This is a genomic window from Streptomyces sp. NPDC088157, from assembly GCF_044741545.1.
Taxonomy (GTDB): domain Bacteria; phylum Actinomycetota; class Actinomycetes; order Streptomycetales; family Streptomycetaceae; genus Streptomyces.
Window position 1 is genome coordinate 546,805 of record NZ_JBIUSU010000001.1, and the last position, 19,564, is coordinate 566,368.

15 protein-coding genes and 2 tRNA genes are annotated in these 19,564 nt (G+C 71.2%); 14 read left to right on the plus strand and 3 right to left on the minus strand.

Going from position 1 to position 19,564, the window contains the following annotated elements; all coding sequences use genetic code 11:
• Positions 1–2 precede the first annotated feature (2 nt).
• The 4 genes from ACIPFH_RS02295 (at position 3) to ACIPFH_RS02310 (ending at position 3,263) form a co-directional block, all read left to right on the plus strand.
• Entirely contained in the window at positions 3–1,862 is a 1,860-nt protein-coding gene (locus ACIPFH_RS02295; RefSeq protein WP_401822217.1) for a LytR C-terminal domain-containing protein, read from the plus strand.
• Between the two features lie 120 nt (positions 1,863–1,982).
• A complete protein-coding gene (gene rsfS, locus ACIPFH_RS02300; RefSeq protein ID WP_356253994.1) occupies positions 1,983–2,429 on the plus strand; it encodes a ribosome silencing factor in 447 nt (148 codons plus the stop codon).
• Positions 2,426–3,100: a histidine phosphatase family protein gene (locus tag ACIPFH_RS02305; RefSeq protein ID WP_356253991.1), complete on the plus strand. Its 675-nt coding sequence runs from the start codon at positions 2,426–2,428 to the stop codon at positions 3,098–3,100. The genes rsfS and ACIPFH_RS02305 overlap by 4 nt, the downstream gene beginning before the upstream one ends.
• A 90-nt stretch (positions 3,101–3,190) precedes the next feature.
• A tRNA-Ala gene (locus ACIPFH_RS02310) sits at positions 3,191–3,263 on the plus strand.
• A 79-nt stretch (positions 3,264–3,342) separates the two neighbouring features.
• Here the strand turns inward: ACIPFH_RS02310 and ACIPFH_RS02315 are convergent.
• Entirely contained in the window at positions 3,343–4,113 is a 771-nt protein-coding gene (locus tag ACIPFH_RS02315) for a helix-turn-helix transcriptional regulator (protein ID WP_401822219.1), read from the minus strand.
• A 343-nt stretch (positions 4,114–4,456) separates the two neighbouring features.
• On the opposite strand from ACIPFH_RS02315, the gene ACIPFH_RS02320 reads away from it, so the two are divergent.
• From ACIPFH_RS02320 to ACIPFH_RS02335, 4 genes are all read left to right on the plus strand, one after another.
• Positions 4,457–5,959: an MFS transporter gene (locus ACIPFH_RS02320; protein ID WP_401822222.1), complete on the plus strand. Its 1,503-nt coding sequence runs from the start codon at positions 4,457–4,459 to the stop codon at positions 5,957–5,959.
• A 69-nt stretch (positions 5,960–6,028) separates the two neighbouring features.
• Positions 6,029–6,202, plus strand: a complete 174-nt coding sequence (locus tag ACIPFH_RS02325) for a hypothetical protein (RefSeq protein ID WP_356253986.1) — start codon at positions 6,029–6,031, stop codon at positions 6,200–6,202.
• A 3-nt stretch (positions 6,203–6,205) separates the two neighbouring features.
• Positions 6,206–6,439, plus strand: a complete 234-nt coding sequence (locus ACIPFH_RS02330; protein ID WP_003976229.1) for a hypothetical protein — start codon at positions 6,206–6,208, stop codon at positions 6,437–6,439.
• A 191-nt stretch (positions 6,440–6,630) separates the two neighbouring features.
• Positions 6,631–6,703 (plus strand) — tRNA-Ala (locus tag ACIPFH_RS02335).
• Positions 6,704–6,845: 142 nt separating this feature from the next.
• Here ACIPFH_RS02335 and ACIPFH_RS02340 read toward each other — a convergent pair.
• Positions 6,846–8,456, minus strand: coding sequence for an NADH-ubiquinone oxidoreductase-F iron-sulfur binding region domain-containing protein (locus tag ACIPFH_RS02340; RefSeq protein WP_356253983.1), 1,611 nt, complete (start codon positions 8,454–8,456; stop codon positions 6,846–6,848).
• Positions 8,453–9,709, minus strand: coding sequence for a cytochrome b/b6 domain-containing protein (locus tag ACIPFH_RS02345; protein ID WP_401822223.1), 1,257 nt, complete (start codon positions 9,707–9,709; stop codon positions 8,453–8,455). Before ACIPFH_RS02345 ends, ACIPFH_RS02340 begins: the two co-directional genes overlap by 4 nt.
• A 485-nt stretch (positions 9,710–10,194) precedes the next feature.
• Between ACIPFH_RS02345 and leuS the strand changes: the two genes are divergently transcribed.
• From leuS to ACIPFH_RS02375, 6 genes are all read left to right on the plus strand, one after another.
• Positions 10,195–13,134: a leucine--tRNA ligase gene (gene leuS, locus ACIPFH_RS02350; protein WP_401822224.1), complete on the plus strand. Its 2,940-nt coding sequence runs from the start codon at positions 10,195–10,197 to the stop codon at positions 13,132–13,134.
• A 143-nt stretch (positions 13,135–13,277) separates the two neighbouring features.
• On the plus strand, positions 13,278–14,018 hold the full coding sequence (locus ACIPFH_RS02355; RefSeq protein ID WP_401822227.1) for a hypothetical protein: 741 nt from the start codon (positions 13,278–13,280) through the stop codon (positions 14,016–14,018).
• Positions 14,019–14,176: 158 nt separating this feature from the next.
• Positions 14,177–15,022: a DegV family protein gene (locus tag ACIPFH_RS02360; protein WP_356253971.1), complete on the plus strand. Its 846-nt coding sequence runs from the start codon at positions 14,177–14,179 to the stop codon at positions 15,020–15,022.
• 122 nt (positions 15,023–15,144) lie between these two features.
• Positions 15,145–16,293 (plus strand): helix-hairpin-helix domain-containing protein, encoded by a 1,149-nt coding sequence (locus tag ACIPFH_RS02365; protein ID WP_401822228.1) that lies wholly within the window; start codon positions 15,145–15,147, stop codon positions 16,291–16,293.
• Positions 16,290–18,983: a ComEC/Rec2 family competence protein gene (locus ACIPFH_RS02370; RefSeq protein ID WP_401822230.1), complete on the plus strand. Its 2,694-nt coding sequence runs from the start codon at positions 16,290–16,292 to the stop codon at positions 18,981–18,983. Before ACIPFH_RS02365 ends, ACIPFH_RS02370 begins: the two co-directional genes overlap by 4 nt.
• A 317-nt stretch (positions 18,984–19,300) precedes the next feature.
• A complete protein-coding gene (locus tag ACIPFH_RS02375) occupies positions 19,301–19,546 on the plus strand; it encodes a hypothetical protein (protein ID WP_401822233.1) in 246 nt (81 codons plus the stop codon).
• The last annotated feature ends 18 nt before the right edge of the window (positions 19,547–19,564 follow it).

The window sequence follows — 19,564 nt, forward strand, 5'->3', positions numbered from 1 at the left end:
CGGTGAACGACCGATACGACGCGGGGTACGGGGCCGACCAGTACGAACTCGTCGGCTACGACGAGTTCGGGCAGCCCGTCTACCGACAGGTCCCGCCTCAGCAGGTGCCGCAGCAGCCCTACGACCCGTACGGGCAGCAGGGCCGGCCGACGCAGCAGCCCCAGGGGCAACAGGGGTACGGCTACGACTCCTACGCCACGGGCGGACAGCAGACGCCCGCCTACGACCCGTACGACACCGGTCAGCAGCCGCCCACGCCCGCTTACGACCCGTACGACACCGGTCAGCAGCCGCCCACGCCCGGCTACGACCCGTACGACACGGGCCGGCAGGCCCCCGTCGGCTACGACCCCTACGGCACCGCGACGCAGGCCCCGTACGACCCCTACGGACAGACCGCCACCAGCGGACAGCAGCCCCGGACCGAACAGCCCCGCGTCGCCGAGCAGACCGCCTACATCCCGCAGCAAGGCGGTCCGGTCGAGACCGAGGCGGAGGCCGACGTCGACGGGCAGACCGACGCGGCGACGGACGGGCGCGGCGCGTCCGAGACTTCCGCACGGCCCCAACCGGACTACGAGACCGAGCAGTTCGCGTTCGTGGAGGAGCCCGACGGCGACTCCGAGGACGTCATCGACTGGCTGAACTTCACCGAGAACCGCACCGAGCGCCGTGAGGAGGCCAAACGCCGCGCCCGCAGCCGTGTGGTCGCCCTCGTCGTGGTCCTCGCGCTGGTCGCGGTCGGTGGCGTGGGCTACCTCTGGTACGCCGGGAAGCTGCCCGGCCTGTCGTCCTCCTCGCACTCCGGTACCGGCACCACGACCGCCACCGCCGCGCAGAAGCGTGACGTGGTCGTCGTCCACCTGCACAACACCGCCGGCGGCGGCACCTCCACGGCGCTGCTCGTCGACAACACCACCACCAAGCAGGCTGCCACGGTCCTGCTGCCCAACTCCCTCGTCGTCACGGACGACGACGGCACCACGACGACCCTCGCGAAGTCCGTCGACGACGACGGCTCGGCCGGCACGCGTGACGCGCTGGACACCGTCCTCGGCACCGACATCGAGGGCACCTGGCGGCTCGACACGCCCTACCTGCAGAACCTCGTCGACCTCGTCGGCAACATCGAGGTCGACACCGACGCCGCCGTGCCCGACCCGGGCGCGAAGAAGGGCGCGGCACCGCTGGTCGGCAAGGGGGCGAACCAGACGCTCAGCGGCAAGATGGCCGTCGCCTACGCCACCTACCGTGCCGCGGGCGAGGCCCAGAACGCCCAGCTGGAGCGCTTCGGCCAGGTCATGCAGGGTGTGCTGCGCAAGGTGTCGTCCGACGCGCAGGGCGCCACCGTCACCGTCCAGACCCTGGCGCAGATCCTCGACCCCTCGCTGACCGACAAGGACCTCGGCAGCTTCCTGGCCAAGCTCGCCGACCTGGCCAAGGGCGGCGACTACAAGACCGCCCTGCTGCCCGTCCAGACCGACGGCACCCTCAACGCGGAGGCCAGCGCGAGCGTCGTCAAGGACGTCCTCGGCGGCGCCGCGAAGAGCCCCGAGAAGGACGCGGCCGTCAGCGTCTCCGTCCAGAACGCCAGCGGCACCAAGGCCAACACCGAGGACGCGCGCGTGGTGCTCCTCAACGGTGGCTTCACCTTCCTGGAGGCCGCCACCCCGTCGAACGCGAAGGCCACCTCCCAGGTGCTCTACGCGGACGCCGCCGACAAGGAGAACGCCGTCGAGGTCGCCAAGACCCTGGGGCTGGACGACGACGCGGTGAAGAAGGGCACGGTCTCCGCGAACGCCGACGTCGCGGTCGTCCTGGGCGAGGACTACAAGCCCTCCTCGCCCGGGTCGGCCGGCTGAGGGCACGCGCGGGGGCCGGACCCGAGCGGCCCCCGCGAGGGTGATCTCTTCATACGTGGGGTGGCGTCGGCGGTCCGTGAGACCCTTGAGGACAAGTGTCCGCCGACGGAAAGCCACGTAGTGACCGCCACCGACCGCTCCATCGAGCTCATCCAGACCGCCGCCCAGGCGGCTGCCGACAAGCTCGCGCACGACATCATCGCCTACGACGTCAGCGACGTGCTGTCGATCACGGACGCCTTCCTGCTGGCCTCCGCGCCCAACGACCGCCAGGTCAAGTCGATCGTCGACGAGATCGAGGAGCGCCTCCAGAAGGAGCTCGGGACCAAGCCCGTACGCCGCGAAGGCGACCGCGACGCCCGCTGGATCCTGCTCGACTACGTCGACATCGTCGTCCACGTCCAGCACAGCGAGGAGCGTGTCTTCTACGCTCTGGAGCGCCTGTGGAAGGACTGCCCCGAGCTGGAGCTGCCCGCCGACGCCAAGGCGACCCGCGGCAAGGCCCAGGAGCACGCCAAGCTGCAGGCCGAGGAGGACGACGCCGCCGGATTCGAGGAACTGCGGTGAGTGCTTCCGCCGAGCCCGCCGCCGACCGCAGGCCCGGCCGTGGCCGCCGCGTCATTCTGTGGCGGCACGGCCAGACCGCGTGGAACGTGGAGCGTCGCTTCCAGGGCACGACGGACGTGCAGCTGACCGAGACCGGCGTGGCCCAGGCCCGCCGAGCCGCCCGGCTGCTCGCCTCCCTCGAGCCCGACGCGATCGTCTCCTCGGACCTGTCGCGGGCCGCGAACACGGCGGCCGAGCTCGTCGCCCTCACCGGCCTCGAGGTCACCCACGACGAGGCCCTGCGGGAGACGTACGCGGGCCTCTGGCAGGGGCTGACCCATGAGGAGATCATCGCCCGCCACGGCGAGGAGTACGCCGCCTGGAAGCGCGGTGAACCGGTCCGCCGAGGCGGCGGTGAGCTGGAGACCGAGGTCGCCGACCGTGCCGCCCCCGTGGTGCTGCGGCACGCGGAGAAGCTGCCCGAGGACGGAACGCTCGTCGTGGTCAGTCACGGCGGCACCATCCGTACCACCATCGGCCGTCTCCTCGGCCTGGACGCCCACAACTGGGAAAGCCTCGGTGGTCTCTCCAACTGCTGCTGGTCGGTCCTCGGTGAGGGCGCTCGAGGCTGGCGCCTGCTCGAGCACAACGCCGGCACCCTGCCCGAACCGGTGCTCGGCGACGACGACTGAGCCCGTGCGGCCGCCGGACCCGGATTTCACTTTCCGGCAGGTCGCAGGCTAAAGTTCTTCTTGTTCGCCCGCCGAGCGGGAAGAACGCAAGGGGCTATAGCTCAGTTGGTAGAGCGCCTGCATGGCATGCAGGAGGTCAGGAGTTCAATTCTCCTTAGCTCCACAGATCACCTCGTCAGCCGGTCGACACTCTGTTGAGTTGTCAAAGATCGGTTGAGCTGGGTTCACGAAGATCCCGCCCTTCAGAGGGCGGGATTTTTTGTCGCCCCGTTCCGCAGTGCGGCCGTGCGCCGCGCCGTCTCCTCGTCGTTCGGCGTGTAGACGACGATCCGGCACTCCGGCATCCCGTTGATCGACAGCGACATCGACGTCATCCGCAATTCGCCCACCGCCTCGTGCCGGAAGACCTTCACCCGGCGGCCGGGCTCCGCCACGTCACCGGACTCCCACAGCCGTTCGAACAGCGGGCTCGCCCGCGACAGCCGGCGTATGAAGTCCTCCCAGCCGGGCTCACCGGCGTGCAGCCCGTACGACGCCCGCAGGGTCGCCACCATCACCGGCAGCTCCTTGTCCCGGAACAACAGCGGGCTGTCCTGCTCCCGGACCGTGAACAGCCGCCACAGCGCGTTGTTCGGCCCCGGGGCACACGCCTCCACGGGCGTGACGAACAGGTCGTGATAGACGGTGTTCATGGCGAGGATGTCGTAGCGCGAGTTGTAGACCACCGCCGGTCGGGGCGCCAGGGCGTCGATGATGCCCTGGATCTCCGGGCCCACGCTCTGCACCAGCGCTTCCGGCACGGGCGCGTAGGGCACCTCCGCCAGGTGGTACAGATGCTCCCGCTCCGGCGGGTCGAGTCTCAGCGTGCGCGCCACGGCGTCCAGGACCTGCGCGGAGGCGTTGATCGGCCGTCCCTGTTCCAGCCAGGTGTACCAGGTCACGCCCACGCCCGAGAGCTGGGCGACCTCCTCGCGCCGCAGTCCCGGTGTGCGGCGCCGCAGCCCGGGCGGCATACCGACGTCACCCGGTGTGACCCGGGCCCGCCTGCTCCGCAGGAAGGCGGCCAGCTCGGGCCGGCGCCGATGCGCCGCCCCCGACCGCGGCTTCCGGGCTGTCCCCGTGCCGACCCGTGCCCGTGCCGGTGCCCCAGCCCCTGTCCTGGCTCCCGCCCCTGTTTTGCCCCCTGGGCCTGCTGCCGTCTCTGCCCTTGTCTCCGTGCCTGGTCGCCCCATCGTCACGCCCCCCATCGTCACGCCCCCCATCGTCCTTCCCCCGTCCGTCTCCTGCCAGGTGCCGTCAGTACCAGCATCGGCGGGCTCTCGGCACCCGTACCGGATCCCCGTCACGCTCGACCACATGACGACGACACCCCGGACGAGCCCGGTCCCCGCGCCCGTTCCACCCGGTTCAAGTCCTGCTGCCAGTAAAGACCCTGGCACTGACAATCGGTCCCGGCGGCTGCTTGCGGTCCTGCTCGCGGCCCAGTTCATGGCACTGCTCGACGTCTTCATCGTGAACGTCGCGGCCCCCACGATCGGTTCCGGCCTGCACGCCTCCGGCGCGGAGCTCCAACTGGTCGTCGCCGGTTACGCCATCACGTACTCCGTGCTGCTGATCACCGGTGCGCGTCTCGGCGACCGGTTCGGGCACGGCCGGGTCCACCTGGTCGGGCTCGCCCTCTTCACGGCGGCCTCGCTGGCCTGCGGGCTGGCTCGGGGCAGCACGGAACTGATCGTGTTCCGGCTGGTGCAGGGCGCCGGGTCGGCGGTGATGATCCCGCAGGTGCTCAGCCTGATCCAGCGCACGTTCACCGGTGAGGCCCGGGTCCGGGCGCTGGGCGCCTACGCCGCGGTCCTCGCCGTCGGCGCGGCGGCCGGACAGGTGGTGGGCGGTGTCCTGGTCGCCGCCGACCTGCTGGGCACCGGCTGGCGTCCGGTGTTCCTCGTGAACGTGCCGGTGGGTCTGGTGCTGCTGGCAGTCGGCGCGCGCGTCCTGCCGCGTGGCGGGGGAGTGCGTCGGGAAGTGACCGGTGCAGGGGCGCGGGAAAGGGCGCGCGGGATGGACTGGCCTGGTCTCGTGCTTCTGGGCGCTGCCGTCTCGCTGATCACTGTGCCGCTCGTGCTCGGGCAGGAGAAGGACTGGCCGCTGTGGTCCTGGGCGTCGCTGACCGTCGGCGGTCTGGCGTTCGTGCTGTTCCGTGGTTACGAGGCCCGGCTCGCCCGGCGCGGCGGCGTCCCACTGATCGCGCCCCGTGTGCTGCGTCACCCCGGGATGGGTCTCGCCGTCCTGCGGGTCATGGCCGTCATGGCGGTCAACGGGGGCTTCCTGTTCGTGCTGACCCTGCATGTTCAGGGCGGACTCGGATACAGCGCTCTGCACGCCGGCCTCACCTTCGCGCCGACCGCGGTGGTCTTCGGGGCGGTCGGGCTGACCTGGCGCAGGTGGCCCGCCTCCTGGCAACGGCGCCTGGCTCCCGCCGGGTTCACGCTCACCGCGCTGTCCGTGCTGGGGGTGGGGCTGGCCTTCAGGGGCGGTGACCACGGGGGCGCGTGGCTGTTCGCGGCGTACGCCGGCGTGGGAGTCGGGCTCGCCCTTGCCTTCAGCCCGACGCTCACCGGAGCGTTGGCGACGGTGCGGCCCGAGGACGCCGCGGACGCCAGCGGGCTGCTCGCCACGGTCACCCAGCTCGGGCAGCTGATCGGGGTCGCGGTCTTCGGCACACTGTTCTTCAACCGGCTTGAGTCACTTGGGGCCCGGGAGGCGTATACCTCTTCGGAAGCGCTTCTCACATGCATGTTCGCGCTCGCTACGACAGCAGCCCTGGGTGCCGTGTCCGGACTGGTACTGAGGCGTCGCTGACCGTATTGGCCCGGCCGTGGCAGAATCAAACGGCCGGAAGGGAGCGCGGCCCGACGGGAGGGAGTAGCGATGCCTGCGAGCATCCTCGGAGAGGTCGGTCACCTCTCCGATGCGGCGGTGACACCGGACAAGGCCACCCGGCTCAGCTGCCCCTCCTGTGGTTCCGGTCATGTGGCCCAGGTTCTTGGTGACAACGGCGGAGTTTCCTACGTGTGCACGGCCTGCGGCCACAGCTGGAGCTGATCGATGGGTGCACACAGGCGGAAGTGCGACTGGTGCGGCAGCGGCACCCCGATCGTCCGCGACATGGAGCCGGTCAACCCCGACTACCAATACTGGTGCGAGGAATGCGCGCGGGCGCTGATCATAAAGGGCGACCCGATCGAGACGTACCGTGAGCTGGAGGGCGAGCCGATCTACGGGCGGCTCCTCGAGGAGCACTGCACACTCAAGCGGTTCTATTCGTTCGTCACGGCTTGATCCCCATTCCGATCCCGATCCCCATCCCGGTCCGCACCAGCTCGACGTCATCCCGATTGAACTCTCATATCGGTTGAAACCGGACAGGGCGGAAACGATTTGGTGGTCCACCCTCCGGGCCGGTAATGTTGGCGTCGCCGCCGGGGAAACCGGGCGACACGGTCGATACGCGGCTTGGCCGCCGACCACAAGGGGCTATAGCTCAGTTGGTAGAGCGCCTGCATGGCATGCAGGAGGTCAGGAGTTCAATTCTCCTTAGCTCCACAACAGATCCCGCCGGATCGAATGCGATCCGGCGGGATCTTTTTGCGTTCGACATTCCTTCTTCGGACATCGCGTCAGCATCGCCGTGTCGGGGCCGCCTGTTCTCGGGCGGCCCCTTCTCGTCCTGCTGTCGGCGTACCGCTCAGCGGCCGAGAGCGCGGCGTCCGCGGCCCTGGGAGAGGACCGGGAGGTTGCGGGCGGGTGCCTGCGCGCGGGTGTCCTCCTCGATGCGCAGGGCCAGTGCCGGGCAGCGGCGTACCGCGCGCAGCGCCTTCGCCTCCGCGTTCTGCGGCACCTTCGCCTGTGCCACCGTCGGAAAGCCGTCGGCGCCGAGCTGGAAGACCTCCGGGAGGATGTCGGCGCACAGGCCGTGCCCGCGGCACAGCGTCCAGTCGACGAAGATCTTCTGACGGCTCGAGCCGCTGTCCTCAGGCGGGTTGCCGCTCGTGATGGCCGCCGGGGCCATGCCGGCCTCGAAGAGCGGCAGAACGCCCTCCACGGGGCGTCCGCACCCGTTGCCGAGGACATGCGCGGCCAGGTCGTCGGTGAACGCCTTGATGGTCGACTCCAGGAACATCGCGGAGCCGTCCGGGTGCGAGCACGCACCGCGCCGCTTGACGTTCTTGGCGACCTGCTTGAGCGCTTCCAGGGCGGCCGGGCCGCCGCCGTTGATGATGTCCTCCATGCCGCGCGCGGCGGCCGGCAGACCGAGGTAGCAGGGACCGCACTGTCCCGCGCTCTCGTCGGCCAGCCACTGGGCCACGCGCAGGGACTCGCCCAGGGGGCACGTGTCCTGGCTGATCGGCAGGATCGCGCCGGCGCCGAGCGCCCCGCCCACCGCGTCGAGCGAGTTGCGGGAGACGATCGCCTCGTTGACCGTCGCCGCGTCGATCCACTTGCCGTGGTAGCCGCCGGTCAGCACGCCCTGGGGCACCGGTGGAGCGCCGGCGAGCTGCAGGACGTAGCGCAGCGGCACGCCCGTGGGGACCTCGATCACCATCGGGCGGGCGACCGCGCCGGAGACCGTCAGCATGACGGTGCCCGGCTCGTCGTACAGGCCGGTGTTGCCGTAGCGCTCCGGGCCGATGCGGGCGGCGATGGCCAGCTGGGCGAACGTCTCGGCGTTGGACAGCAGGGTCGGCGCGCCGCCGACGCCGTTCTGCGAGGCGCTGACCTTGCGGCCGGGCGGGATCGGCGGGCCGCCGTCGATGGAGCGGATCAAGGACGCGGCGGCGCCGGTCACCATGCGGATCGGGTTGCGTTGGACGGAAGCCTTCAGCGCGGATCTACGGCCGTTGCTGAGGCCGCGCTCGGCGAGCGCGGCCTCCATGGAGCGCTGGGTCGATTCGCGGGTGACCCCCACCACGAGCGTGCGGGCACCCAGCGCCTCCGCGACCAGCAGCGCGCCGTCCAGGATGAGGTGCGGGGCACGGTTGATGAGCACCGTGTCCTTGCGGCAGGCCGGTTCGTCCTCACTGCCGTTGACGACGACGACCGGTCGTACTCCGCGCTTGATCGCCGCCTCGGCGACCGAGCGCAGCTTCTTGTGGAAGGGGAAGCCCGCGCCGCCGCGGCCCTTCAGGTTGATGTTCTCGGAGAGCTTCGCTAGCGCCTCTCCGCCCAGGGGTTCGAGCGGCCCGTGCACCTTCAGGTGCATGGGCAGGTCGAGTCTCTCGACAAGGTCGAAGCCCGAGGTGAGCTGTGGAAGGCCGACCACGCGGACTTCTGGGACGTCGGGCAGGGCCTCGTTCACCTATAGCCTCCGGAAGGCGTGTTCCAAGGTTCGCCCGAACCCGGTGCGTCGAAGGACGCGCCGGGCGATGGTTCACTGGCGGGACCGCTGTTGTACGTGTCGTTCTGGTTGTACGTGCCGTAAGCGGGGTTCGTCTCACCGGTGTTGTACACATCACGTCCGCCGTACCCGGGAGTGCCTGAGTTGTCGTAGACAGGGATGTTGAATCCCGTGTCCTGCAGCGGGTCGTAGGCCGACGGGGGCGCCTCGCCGACCGGAGGCGGGGACGGGATCGGCCAGCTGCCCGATGTGCTGCCGCCGTTGTCGACCCGTGGGATGGCCTCGGTGGCCTGTACGTCGAACGGCAGGTTCATCCGCGCCGTCTGGTCGGCCGCGTAGGGCTGCTGCTGTCCTCGCTGCGGTGTGTTGACGGCGCGATAGGCGGCCGCGAAGCCGTTCGCGGGCTCCGGGGTGGGTGCGGGCGTGTCGTACTGCGGTGACGACTGGGGCGACATGCGGGTGGAGCCCATCGTGTCCGTCAGCGGTGAACGGCCCGAGCGGCCCTCGTAGCCGGGCAGTGCCGACGATCCGGTCTCCGCCACGCGCGCGCGTGACGCTTCGAGGCCGTCCATGGCGAAGCGGTCCTGCGTGCCCAGGAGGGTGGTGATCCGGTCGGCGACCTTGCGCTTGAAGGGGCGCGGAGCGGCGCGCAGCGCGAGGGCGGCCATGACCCCGGCCAGGCACAGCTCGTACGAGACCACGAAGAACGGCTTCGCCGCGCGCCCTGCGAACAGGCCGTGGATCAGGGCCGCGCACAGGGCCGGGTACGCCAGCATGTGCATCGCGCGCCAGCGGGCGGCGACCTCGGCCGGCGCGGCGAACTGGTTGCGCAGCGCGCCGGTGATGCCGACGAAGATCATGAGCAGGGCGGCCAGGGAGCCGAGGCCGATGAGTCCTGCGCTGCCCTTGATACCCAGGCTGAACGGGATCAGCGCGGCGATCAGGACGGTGTGTTCCAGCGCCAGCTTGACCGTGATGTGCACCACGAGGAACGCGATGGAGCCGACGGCGGTCACACGGTGCACGCCCTGCGCGAGGATGCGCTGGCGTGTGTTGAGGATGAGCCGGTCCTGGGCGACGAGGCCCCAGATGACCGAGCAGGTGAGGCATACCAGCGACAGGACACCCGCACCGAAGTTGAGGAATGCCTGGAACTGGTCGCCGCCGACCAGCACGACCACAGGTATGAGGACCAGGACGACAGCCGTCGCCATCCCATAGACCGACCGGCCGGGCTTGGGGAGCGAGCTGTTACTAGAACGAGGGTTCATGGGGGCAACTCCGAGCAGTTTCGGGAAAGCGGTCCCGCTGCCGAACTCTAAGTGGCTCCATACCGATGGGTACGAGGTTTGAGTTATTGCGCTGTTATCAAACGACAATGTGGCTGGTGTGATGTCCCTTAGCTACTGTTACGCGAAGTAACACTTGACCTTGGTTCAGTTCCGGGCCGCCCTTCAGCATCGCAGCAACGTTGTCGCGACCATGCATACGTAAGCGCGTCGCGGCGTGCTCAAGGCCTGCGGTACCCTAACGCCATGCGTGCTGTACGCCTTCTGCTTAGCGAGCCGCGCTGATCAGTCCCGACCGCCGGTGAACGGACGGTTCGGAATCGGCGCGGCGTCCCCTCCTGTGCGAGGGGTTTTTTCGTTTCCTGGACGACAACCCGCTGGCAGAGACGATCGATGGAGCTTTGAGGACCATGAGCGAGACGAACCCCGCTGCCGCCGCTGCACCGGCGGAGGCCGCGCCGCACCGCTACACGGCTGCCATGGCCGCCGAGATCGAGGCACGCTGGCAGGACTTCTGGGACGCCGAGGGTACGTACGCCGCACCGAACCCGAAGGGCGACCTGGCCGGTGACCCCGAGCTGGTGGCCCGGCCCAAGAAGTTCATCATGGACATGTTCCCGTACCCCTCCGGTGCGGGACTGCACGTCGGCCACCCGCTGGGTTACATCGCGACCGACGTCTTCGCCCGCTTCCAGCGCATGACCGGCCACAACGTCCTGCACACCCTGGGCTTCGACGCCTTCGGCCTGCCCGCCGAGCAGTACGCGGTACAGACCGGCACGCACCCGCGCGTGTCCACCGAGGCCAACATCGACAACATGAAGGTCCAGCTGCGCCGACTGGGCCTGGGTCACGACAAGCGCCGGTCGTTCGCCACGATCGACCCGGAGTACTACAGGTGGACCCAGTGGATCTTCCTGAAGATCTTCAACTCCTGGTACGACGCCGCCGCGGACAAGGCCCGCCCGATCGCCGAACTGATCGCCCAGTTCGAGTCCGGTGAGCGCGCCGTACCGGGGCACACGCGCGCGTGGGGCGAGCTGGCCGCCACCGAGCGCGCCGACGTCCTGAGCGAGTTCCGCCTGGCCTACGCCTCCGACGCCCCGGTCAACTGGTGCCCGGGCCTGGGAACCGTGCTGGCCAACGAGGAGGTCACCGCCGACGGCCGCTCCGAGCGTGGCAACTTCCCCGTCTTCAAGGCCAAGCTGCGCCAGTGGAACATGCGCATCACCGCCTACGCGGACCGCCTGCTGGACGACCTGGACGCCCTGGACTGGCCCGAGGCCATCAAGCTGCAGCAGCGCAACTGGATCGGCCGCTCCGAGGGCGCCCGGGTCGACTTCCCCGTGGACGGCGAGCGGATCACGGTCTTCACCACGCGCCCGGACACCCTGTTCGGCGCGACCTACATGGTGCTGGCGCCCGAGCACCCGCTGGTCGACAAGTTCACCCCGGACACCTGGCCCGAAAGCACGCACGACGTCTGGACCGGCGGTCACGCGACCCCGGCGGAGGCCGTCGCCGCGTACCGCGCGCAGGCCGCGTCGAAGTCCGACGTCGAGCGCCAGGCCGAGGCCAAGGACAAGACCGGCGTCTTCACCGGCGTGTACGCGACCAACCCGGTCAACGGCGAGCAGGTCCCCGTCTTCATCGCCGACTACGTCCTGATGGGCTACGGCACCGGCGCGATCATGGCTGTCCCGGCGGGCGACCAGCGCGACTTCGAGTTCGCGCGCGCCTTCGAGCTGCCCATCCGCTGCATCGTCGAGCCGACCGACGACCGCGGCACCGACACGTCGACCTGGGAGAACGCCTTCGGGTCCTACGACGCGAAGATCATCGACTCGTCCAACGAGGAGATCTCCCTGGACGGCCTGGGCGTCGTCGAGGCCAAGGCCCGCATCACGGAGTGGCTGGAGCGCAAGGGCATCGGCGAGGGCACCGTCAACTTCCGTCTGCGCGACTGGCTGTTCAGCCGCCAGCGCTACTGGGGCGAGCCCTTCCCGATCGTCTACGACGAGGACGGCGTCGCCCACGCGCTGCCCGAGTCGATGCTGCCCCTGGAACTGCCGGAGGTCGAGGACTACTCGCCGCGCACCTTCGACCCGGACGACGCGAACACGTCGCCGGAGACGCCGCTGTCGCGCAACGAGGACTGGGTGAACATCACCCTGGACCTGGGCGACGGCACCGGCCCGCGCAGGTACCGCCGCGAGACCAACACCATGCCCAACTGGGCCGGATCCTGCTGGTACGAGCTGCGCTACCTGGACCCGCACAACAGCGAGAAGCTGGTCGACCCCGAGATCGAGCAGTACTGGATGGGCCCCCGCGAGGGTCAGCCGCATGGCGGTGTCGACCTGTACGTGGGCGGTGCCGAGCACGCCGTACTGCACCTGCTGTACGCGCGCTTCTGGTCCAAGGTCCTGTTCGACCTGGGGCACGTCTCCTCCGTGGAGCCGTTCCACAAGCTGTTCAACCAAGGCATGATCCAGGCCTTCGTCTATCGCGACAGCCGCGGCATCGCGGTACCGGCCGCCGAGGTGGAGGAGCGCGACGGCGCCTACTTCTACGAGGGCGAGAAGGTCAGCCGCCTGTTGGGCAAGATGGGCAAGTCCCTGAAGAACGCGGTCACTCCGGACGAGATCTGCGCCGAGTACGGCGCCGACACCCTGCGCCTGTACGAGATGGCGATGGGCCCGCTGGACGTCTCGCGCCCGTGGGACACCCGTGCGGTGGTCGGGCAGTACCGCCTGCTGCAGCGGCTGTGGCGCAACGTCGTCGACGAGACCACCGGCGAGGTGAGCGTCGTCGACGCCGAGCCCGACGAGGACACCCTGCGGGCCCTGCACAAGGCGATCGACGGGGTGCGCCAGGACCTGGAGGGCCTGCGCTTCAACACCGCCATCGCCAAGATCACCGAGCTGAACAACCACCTGACCAAGACGTATGGGAGCGGCGGGGCCGCAGGCCCCTCGGTTGAGGGTGATGGCGGGCGACGGGCCGGAGCGGTGCCGCGCTCCGTCGCCGAGCCCCTGGTGCTGCTGGTCGCCCCCCTGGCCCCGCACATCGCCGAGGAGCTGTGGCGCCGGCTGGGTCACACCGACTCGGTCGTCCACCAGGACCTGCCGGTCGCCGACCCGGCGTACGTCGTGGACGAGAGCGTGACCTGCGTCGTGCAGATCAAGGGCAAGGTCAAGGCGCGCCTGGAGGTGTCCCCGGCCATCTCCGACGAGGAGCTGGAGAAGGTGGCGCTGGCCGACGAGGGCGTCGTGAAGGCGCTGGGCGGGGCCGGCATCCGCAAGGTCATCGTGCGGGCGCCGAAGCTGGTGAACATCGTTCCGGCCTGAGGCACCTCCTCCCCCTAAGGGTTTCGTGCGGGCAGGTTCGGGGTTCTAGTGGAACTCCGGACCTGCCCGTCTCGTTTACCGTTTGAAGTGCGGCGTGCGATGTGCGGCGCCGGACGTGTCGTGGCAGGCCCGAGGAGGAGCTGGTGGAAGCAGTGATCACAGTCGTCGCCCTGCTCTTCGTGCTCTTCCTGGTGCTCGGCGCCTACGCCACCGTCAAAGTGATCGGCGCCGCCAAGCGGGGCGTCGACCGCACCATCGACCAGGCCCGCCGCACCGTCGAGGACCACACCCTGCGGGCCAAGTCCTTCGCCCAGTTCGGACCGGCCGGTGAGATCGCCCAGTTGCGGCTCAAGCTGCGCACGTCGATGCGGGCCACCCAGGACGCGCTGCACGCGGGCGTCACCGAGGACGAGTCCCTCAAGGAGTCCCTCGCCCTGTTCCAGCGGCTCAGCGGGCACGGACAGGAACTGGACAGCGAACTCAAGCGCCTGGAGTCCGAACCAGACCGGGCGACGCTCGCCGCGCGACTGCCCTCACTGCGAGAGCGCATCGAGCGCGTCACGGGATCGGCGGACGCACTGCGCTGGGCGGCCCGCGACCGAGCCCGCCGCTTCGCGGACGACGACCTCGACTCCCTGAGTGCCCAGATCGACGTCGAGGCCGGTGCCCTGCGGCACTGGACGACGTCGGACTCCTCCGCCCGGACGCCGCCGCCCCCATGGCCCGAGGCGCCTGCCGCCGCCGGCTCGGCGGCGGGACAGACCTGGCCGGAGACCCCCGGCGACCGCACCGCGCAGGAGCCGGCCCCACCCGCCATCACCCCACCGGGACCGCGCCCCACCTACCCGTGGCAGAAGAAGCCGCGCCCCGAGAGCACCACCTGAGGCCGGTGCGCGGTTCCCGCGCTCGGGGGCCCCGGTTCGGCACCCGAAGACGGCCCGGGTTCCGTGCCGCCTGACGGGGTATTTGATTCGGTCAAGGGCAGGCCGGCTGCGAGGGCCCGGGCTGCCGTCCGGGGGCTACGCCAGGTAACCTCCAGGTCATGTCCCGCCATGTCGCGATCGTCACGGATTCCACGGCCTACCTGCCGCAGCGGACGATGGAGCGCCATGGCATCACCGCGGTGCCCCTGACCGTCGTCCTCGGCGACCAGGCCCTCGAAGAGGGCACCGAGATCTCGACCCGTTCTCTCGCCCAGGCATTGCAGAAGCGACGTTCCGTCACAACCTCGCGCCCCAGCCCCCAACTCTTCGCCGAGACGTATCGCAGGATCGCCGAGTCCGGCGCCACCGGCATCGTCTCCCTCCACCTCTCCGCCGAACTGTCCGGCACGTACGACGCGGCGGTCGTCGCGGCGCGTGAGTCCCCGGTGCCGGTGCGGGTGGTGGACACCGGCATGGTCGCGATGGCGCTCGGCTTCTGCGCGCTCGCGGCCGCCGAGGTCGCCGAGACGGGCGGCACGGTCGACGAGGCGGTCACCGCGGCGGAGAAGCGGGCTGCCGGCACCTCCGCCTATTTCTACGTCGACACCCTGGACTACCTGCGCCGCGGCGGCCGGATCGGCGCCGCCCAGGCCCTGTTGGGCTCCGCGCTCGCGGTGAAGCCGCTCCTCCAGCTGAACGGGGGGCGCATCGACCTGCTGGAGAAGGTGCGGACGGCGTCGAAGGCGATCGCCCGCCTGGAGGAACTCGGGGCCGACCGGGCGGGCAGCGCGCCGGTGGACATCGCCGTGCATCATCTCGCCGCTCCCGACCGGGCGTCCGCTCTCGCCGACCGGCTGCGAGCACGCGTGCCCGGACTCGCCGACCTCCATGTGAGCGAGGTCGGTGCGGTGATCGGGGCCCACACCGGGCCGGGGTTGCTGGGGGTCGTGGTCTCGCCGCGCTGAGGGCTCGTCTCACCCGTGGTCGTCTCACCCGCGGGGGTGACGGAGTTATCCACAACTGTGTGGTGTTCCACGGAAATTGAGCAAGATCATCGCGATGTGGCGAAGTGTCCGATCCTCGACGCATGGCACTTCGATCACGCTCACGCAGCAGGAACGCGACCAGCGGCCCCGGCCGGGGCCCCGGCTCCGACGGCCGTTCCCGCCGTCTCCGTCCAACTGTCGGCGGCCGTACCGGACACCGTCATGCCTCGGCGGAGGAGATCCGCCGTCGGGCGAAGGCGCTGTTCGCCGAACGACCCGGGGAGCCGGGGGAGATGGGGATGGGGCCGCCGGGCGCCTTCAAGAGGCCCGCTGCGCCGGATGCCGGGGCGTCCGGCGATGAGAGCGAGCCGCACGTCCATGCCGATGCCTACAACGATGGCGATGGCGATGGCGATGCGTATGCCGACGCCGAGGCCGACGGTGACCTCGACGGCATCCATGGCGGCATCGACGGCGACGGGGTTCGTAAGGCGCGGGCCCCTCGTGTCAGCGAGGCCTGGCAGGAGCGGGTGGGGCTTGTTCTGCGGGAGCGGATGCCGGTGTGGGTGCAGGCGCGCTGCGGACTGGAACGCAGGAGTGTGCTCGCGCTCACGGTGCTTCTCGTCCTCGCCGCCGGCTTCGCCGTGCAGCACTTCTGGATCGGCCGGGCCCAGCCGGTCCGGGCACCGGAGGTGGTGCGAGCCGCCGCGCCCTTCGACGCGGCGGAGCAGAAGTCGACTGCTTGGCCCGCCAGTTCCGCCGGCCCGCCGGGCATCGTCAGCACGGCCGGCGCCGAGATCGTGGTGGACGTCAGCGGCAAGGTGAGGAAGCCGGGGATCCACCGGCTTCCGGCCGGTTCCCGGGTGGTCGACGCGCTGGGTGCCGCCGGTGGGGTGCGACCGGGCACCGACACCGACGGTCTCAACCGCGCGCGTTTCCTGGTGGACGGGGAGCAGGTCGTCGTCGGCGGCCCCGCCCCGCAAACCGGGGCCGCCGGGACGGGTGCGGGGTCGCCGGCCGCGGGTTCCAACGGTTCCGGCTCGGGAGCCGGGCCTCCGGTGCCCGTCTCCCTCAACACGGCCACCGTGGACCAACTCGACACGCTGCCCGGCGTGGGACCCGTGTTGGCGCAGCACATCATCGACTACCGCACACAGCAGGGCGGTTTCCGATCGGTGGACGAACTGCGCGAGGTCAACGGCATCGGCGATCGGCGCTTCGCCGACCTGCGGAATCTCGTGCGGACATGACGCGCGAAGACGCCGAGGCCGTCGGCGTTCGGGCCGGGCCCGGCTCCTCCGCCCGCCTGGCCGTGCACGCGGCCTCCGGGAAGCGACTGGGTGACGCCAACCCGCGCCGGGAAGGGCCGGTGGACCTGCGGCTCGTACCACCCGCGCTCGCGGCCTGGGCGACGGCGGCGCTGACGTTGGACGCGTCGCCGGGGTGGGTGGGTGGCATCGTGGCCGCCTGTTTGGTGACCGGCTGCGCCCTTCTGATCGCGGGGCGGCGGGGAGCGGGGCGCGGCACCGGTGCGCGGAGTGGTCGGCCCACCGCCGGGCGGCCCGTCTGGCCCCGGGTGACCGTCGCCGCCTCTCTGCTCTGCGTGGCCGCGGCTGCCGCGTCGGCCGGGCTGCACGGGGCCGATCTGCGCCGGGGGCCGGTGCCGGAGTTGGCGCGGGAGTACGCGACCGTCACCGCCGAGGTCGAGATCACCTCCGACCCACGACTCGCCAGGCCTCGGGTCGGAGGGGACCGGATGGCTCCGGACTCCGTCCTGATCAGCGCTGAGGTGCGCCGGGTCGAGAGGGTGGCCCGGACGGCCGTGGCGACACGGACTCCGGTGCTGGTGCTGGTGGACACCGGCTCGCGCCGGGGCGAGGGAGGGGAGCGGGTGGAACCCGGGAGCCGTCGGATGCCCGGTCGCCAGGTGCCCGGCGGCGTACCCGCGGAGGCCGGCGGCCGGGCGGTGTCCGACGGAGGGCGGGATTCCGAGGTGCGGCCGGGTGCTTCGTGGCTCGGGCTGTTGCCGTCCACTCGGGTGCGGGTGACCGGGCGGCTGGTGCCCCCGTCGGCCGGCGGGGACCGGATCGCAGCCGTGCTGCGCGTACGGAATCATGCGGTGCCGTCGGTCGTCCGGGAACCGTCGGGTGCGCAGCGGTTGGCGGGGCGGTTGCGGGCGGGGCTGCGGGCGGCCACCGACGGACTTCCGGCGGACGCGAGGGCGCTGCTGCCGGGGCTGGTCGTCGGGGACACCTCGCGGATCACACCCGAGCTGGACGAGGCGTTCAGGGAGACGGATCTCGCGCACACCCTCGCCGTCTCCGGCAGCAACCTCACGATCATCCTCGCGCTGCTCCTCGGCCCGCCCGGGCTGGCCCAGCACGTCGAGCGCCGCGGTCTGGCACCTCGCCTCGGCGTTCCGCTCCGGGCGACCGCGCTGCTCGGCGGAGCGCTCACGCTCGGGTTCGTCGTGGTGTGCCGGCCCGACCCGAGTGTGCTGCGCGCCGCGGCCTGCGGTGCGATCGTGCTCCTCGCCCTGGCGACCGGCCGCCGTAGATCCCTGATCCCGGCGCTGGCCACGGCGGTGCTGCTGTTGGTGCTGTACGACCCGTGGCTGGCCCGGAGTTACGGGTTCCTGCTGTCCGTCCTGGCCACCGGGGCTCTGTTGACGCTGGCCCCGCGTTGGAGTGCCGCGCTGCGACGGCGTCGGGTACCCCCGCGGCTCGCGGAGGCCTTGGCGGCCGCGGGAGCCGCGCAGGCCCTGTGCGCGCCGGTCGTGGCTGTCCTGTCGGCGCGGGTCAGTCTGGTGGCGGTGCCCTGCAATCTGCTGGTGGAGTTCGCGGTCGCACCGGCGACGCTACTGGGCTTCGCGGCGCTGGCGACGGCGCCCGTGGCGATGCCGGTGGCCGAGGCACTGGCGTGGTGCGCGAGTTGGCCGGCCGGGTGGATCGCGGAGGTGGCGCGGACCGGGGCGGCGCTGCCGGGCGGGGGAGTGGACTGGCCGGGGAACTGGGGCGGTGCGTTCCTGCTCGCCCTGGTCACGGGCGGGGTGGTGCTGCTCGGGCGCCGGTTGTCGCGGTACCCGTGGCTGTGCGCGTTCTGCGGGGTGCTGCTTCTGCTCGTGGTGGTGCGACCGCCGCCGCTGACCCGGGTGCTGACCGGCTGGCCACCGCCGGGCTGGCGGCTGGCGATGTGTGACGTGGGCCAGGGCGACGCGACCGTCCTCGCGGTCGGCGGGGGCGCCGGCGTGGTGGTGGACGCCGGGCCGGATCCGGTACTGGTCGACCGATGTCTGAGCGAGCTCGGTATCACCCGGGTACCGCTCGTGGTGCTCACCCACTTCCACGCCGATCACGTGGCCGGGCTGCCGGGAGTGCTGCGGGGCCGGGAGGTGGGGGCGATCCAGACGACCGGGTTCGAGGAGCCCGTGGACCAGGTGGAGTTCGTACGGAAGGAGGCGGAGGCTCGGGACGTGCCCGTGGTGCGGGCCGCGGCCGGGGAGCGGCGGCGGGTCGGTGCTCTCGACTGGGAGGTGCTGTGGCCGCCCCCGCGCCCGGCGCCGCAACCGGACGGACCGAACGACGCGAGCGTGACGCTGCTCGTGCGGGTGGCCGGACTGCGGATGCTGTTGCTCGGGGACCTGGAACCCCCGGCCCAGCAGGCGCTGTTGCGATCGCCGGCGGCACCGTTGGTGCGTGGGGTGGATGTGCTCAAGGTGGCCCACCACGGCTCGGCCTACCAGGATCCGGATCTCATAAAGGCGATGGCACCACGGGTGGCGCTCATCTCGTGCGGCGCGGACAACTCGTACGGACATCCCGCGCCCAGCACGGTCGCGGCGTTGCGTGCGGGAGGAGCGGTGGTGCTGCGGACGGACCGGGACGGGGCACTGGCGGTCACGGCCGGCACCGGCGGAGAGCTGCGGGTGACGCGGGACTGAGGCCGAGGGAAGGAGGCGAAGAGGCCGTACCGACCCCAGGCGCACCGGGCCCGCCTGACCCGGGCCGCCGGCCTGACCCGGGCCCGCCCGACCCTTGGCGCTCTGACCCGGGCGCCCTGACCCGGGCCCCCTGACCCGGCCCCGCCGACCCCAGGCGCACCGGGCCCGCCTGACTCGGCCCCGTCGTTGCTCGGCCGCACCGGCCCGTCTGACTCGGGCCCGCCAGGCCAAGGCGCACCGGGCCGTCGGACCCGGCCGCACCGGCCCGCCGGACCCGGCCGCTCCTCGACCGACTGCGCGTGTCGGAAGATGGTCCCGTGAGTGATGTGAGACATGTGCTGGTGCTGCCCGATCGCGATGCCGCGGAGGAGGTGGCCCAGGCGCTCGGCGAGAGGTTCGGGGTGCGCGAGGAGCCGAGGGTCGTCCGGGACGCGCTGGCGGGGGAGGACGACGCGGAGGACGCGCAGTGGCTCGTCCTGCTGCGCGACGAGGAGGAGCGGCTCGACGCGGTGGTGCTGGACGAGTTCGCGGGGGAGTGGGAGGGCTGGCGCGAGGAGCCCTGACGATCCGACGGAGCGGCC

Coding starts and splice junctions, on each gene's coding strand:
- ACIPFH_RS02315 (WP_401822219.1), bottom strand. CDS start 4,113: ATGCCGCCCGGGCTGCGGCGCCGCACACCGGGACTGCGGCGCGAGGAG.
- ACIPFH_RS02320 (WP_401822222.1), top strand. CDS start 4,457: ATGACGACGACACCCCGGACGAGCCCGGTCCCCGCGCCCGTTCCACCC.
- ACIPFH_RS02325 (WP_356253986.1), top strand. CDS start 6,029: ATGCCTGCGAGCATCCTCGGAGAGGTCGGTCACCTCTCCGATGCGGCG.
- ACIPFH_RS02330 (WP_003976229.1), top strand. CDS start 6,206: ATGGGTGCACACAGGCGGAAGTGCGACTGGTGCGGCAGCGGCACCCCG.
- ACIPFH_RS02345 (WP_401822223.1), bottom strand. CDS start 9,709: ATGGCGACGGCTGTCGTCCTGGTCCTCATACCTGTGGTCGTGCTGGTC.
- leuS (WP_401822224.1), top strand. CDS start 10,195: ATGAGCGAGACGAACCCCGCTGCCGCCGCTGCACCGGCGGAGGCCGCG.
- ACIPFH_RS02360 (WP_356253971.1), top strand. CDS start 14,177: ATGTCCCGCCATGTCGCGATCGTCACGGATTCCACGGCCTACCTGCCG.
- ACIPFH_RS02365 (WP_401822228.1), top strand. CDS start 15,145: ATGGCACTTCGATCACGCTCACGCAGCAGGAACGCGACCAGCGGCCCC.
- ACIPFH_RS02370 (WP_401822230.1), top strand. CDS start 16,290: ATGACGCGCGAAGACGCCGAGGCCGTCGGCGTTCGGGCCGGGCCCGGC.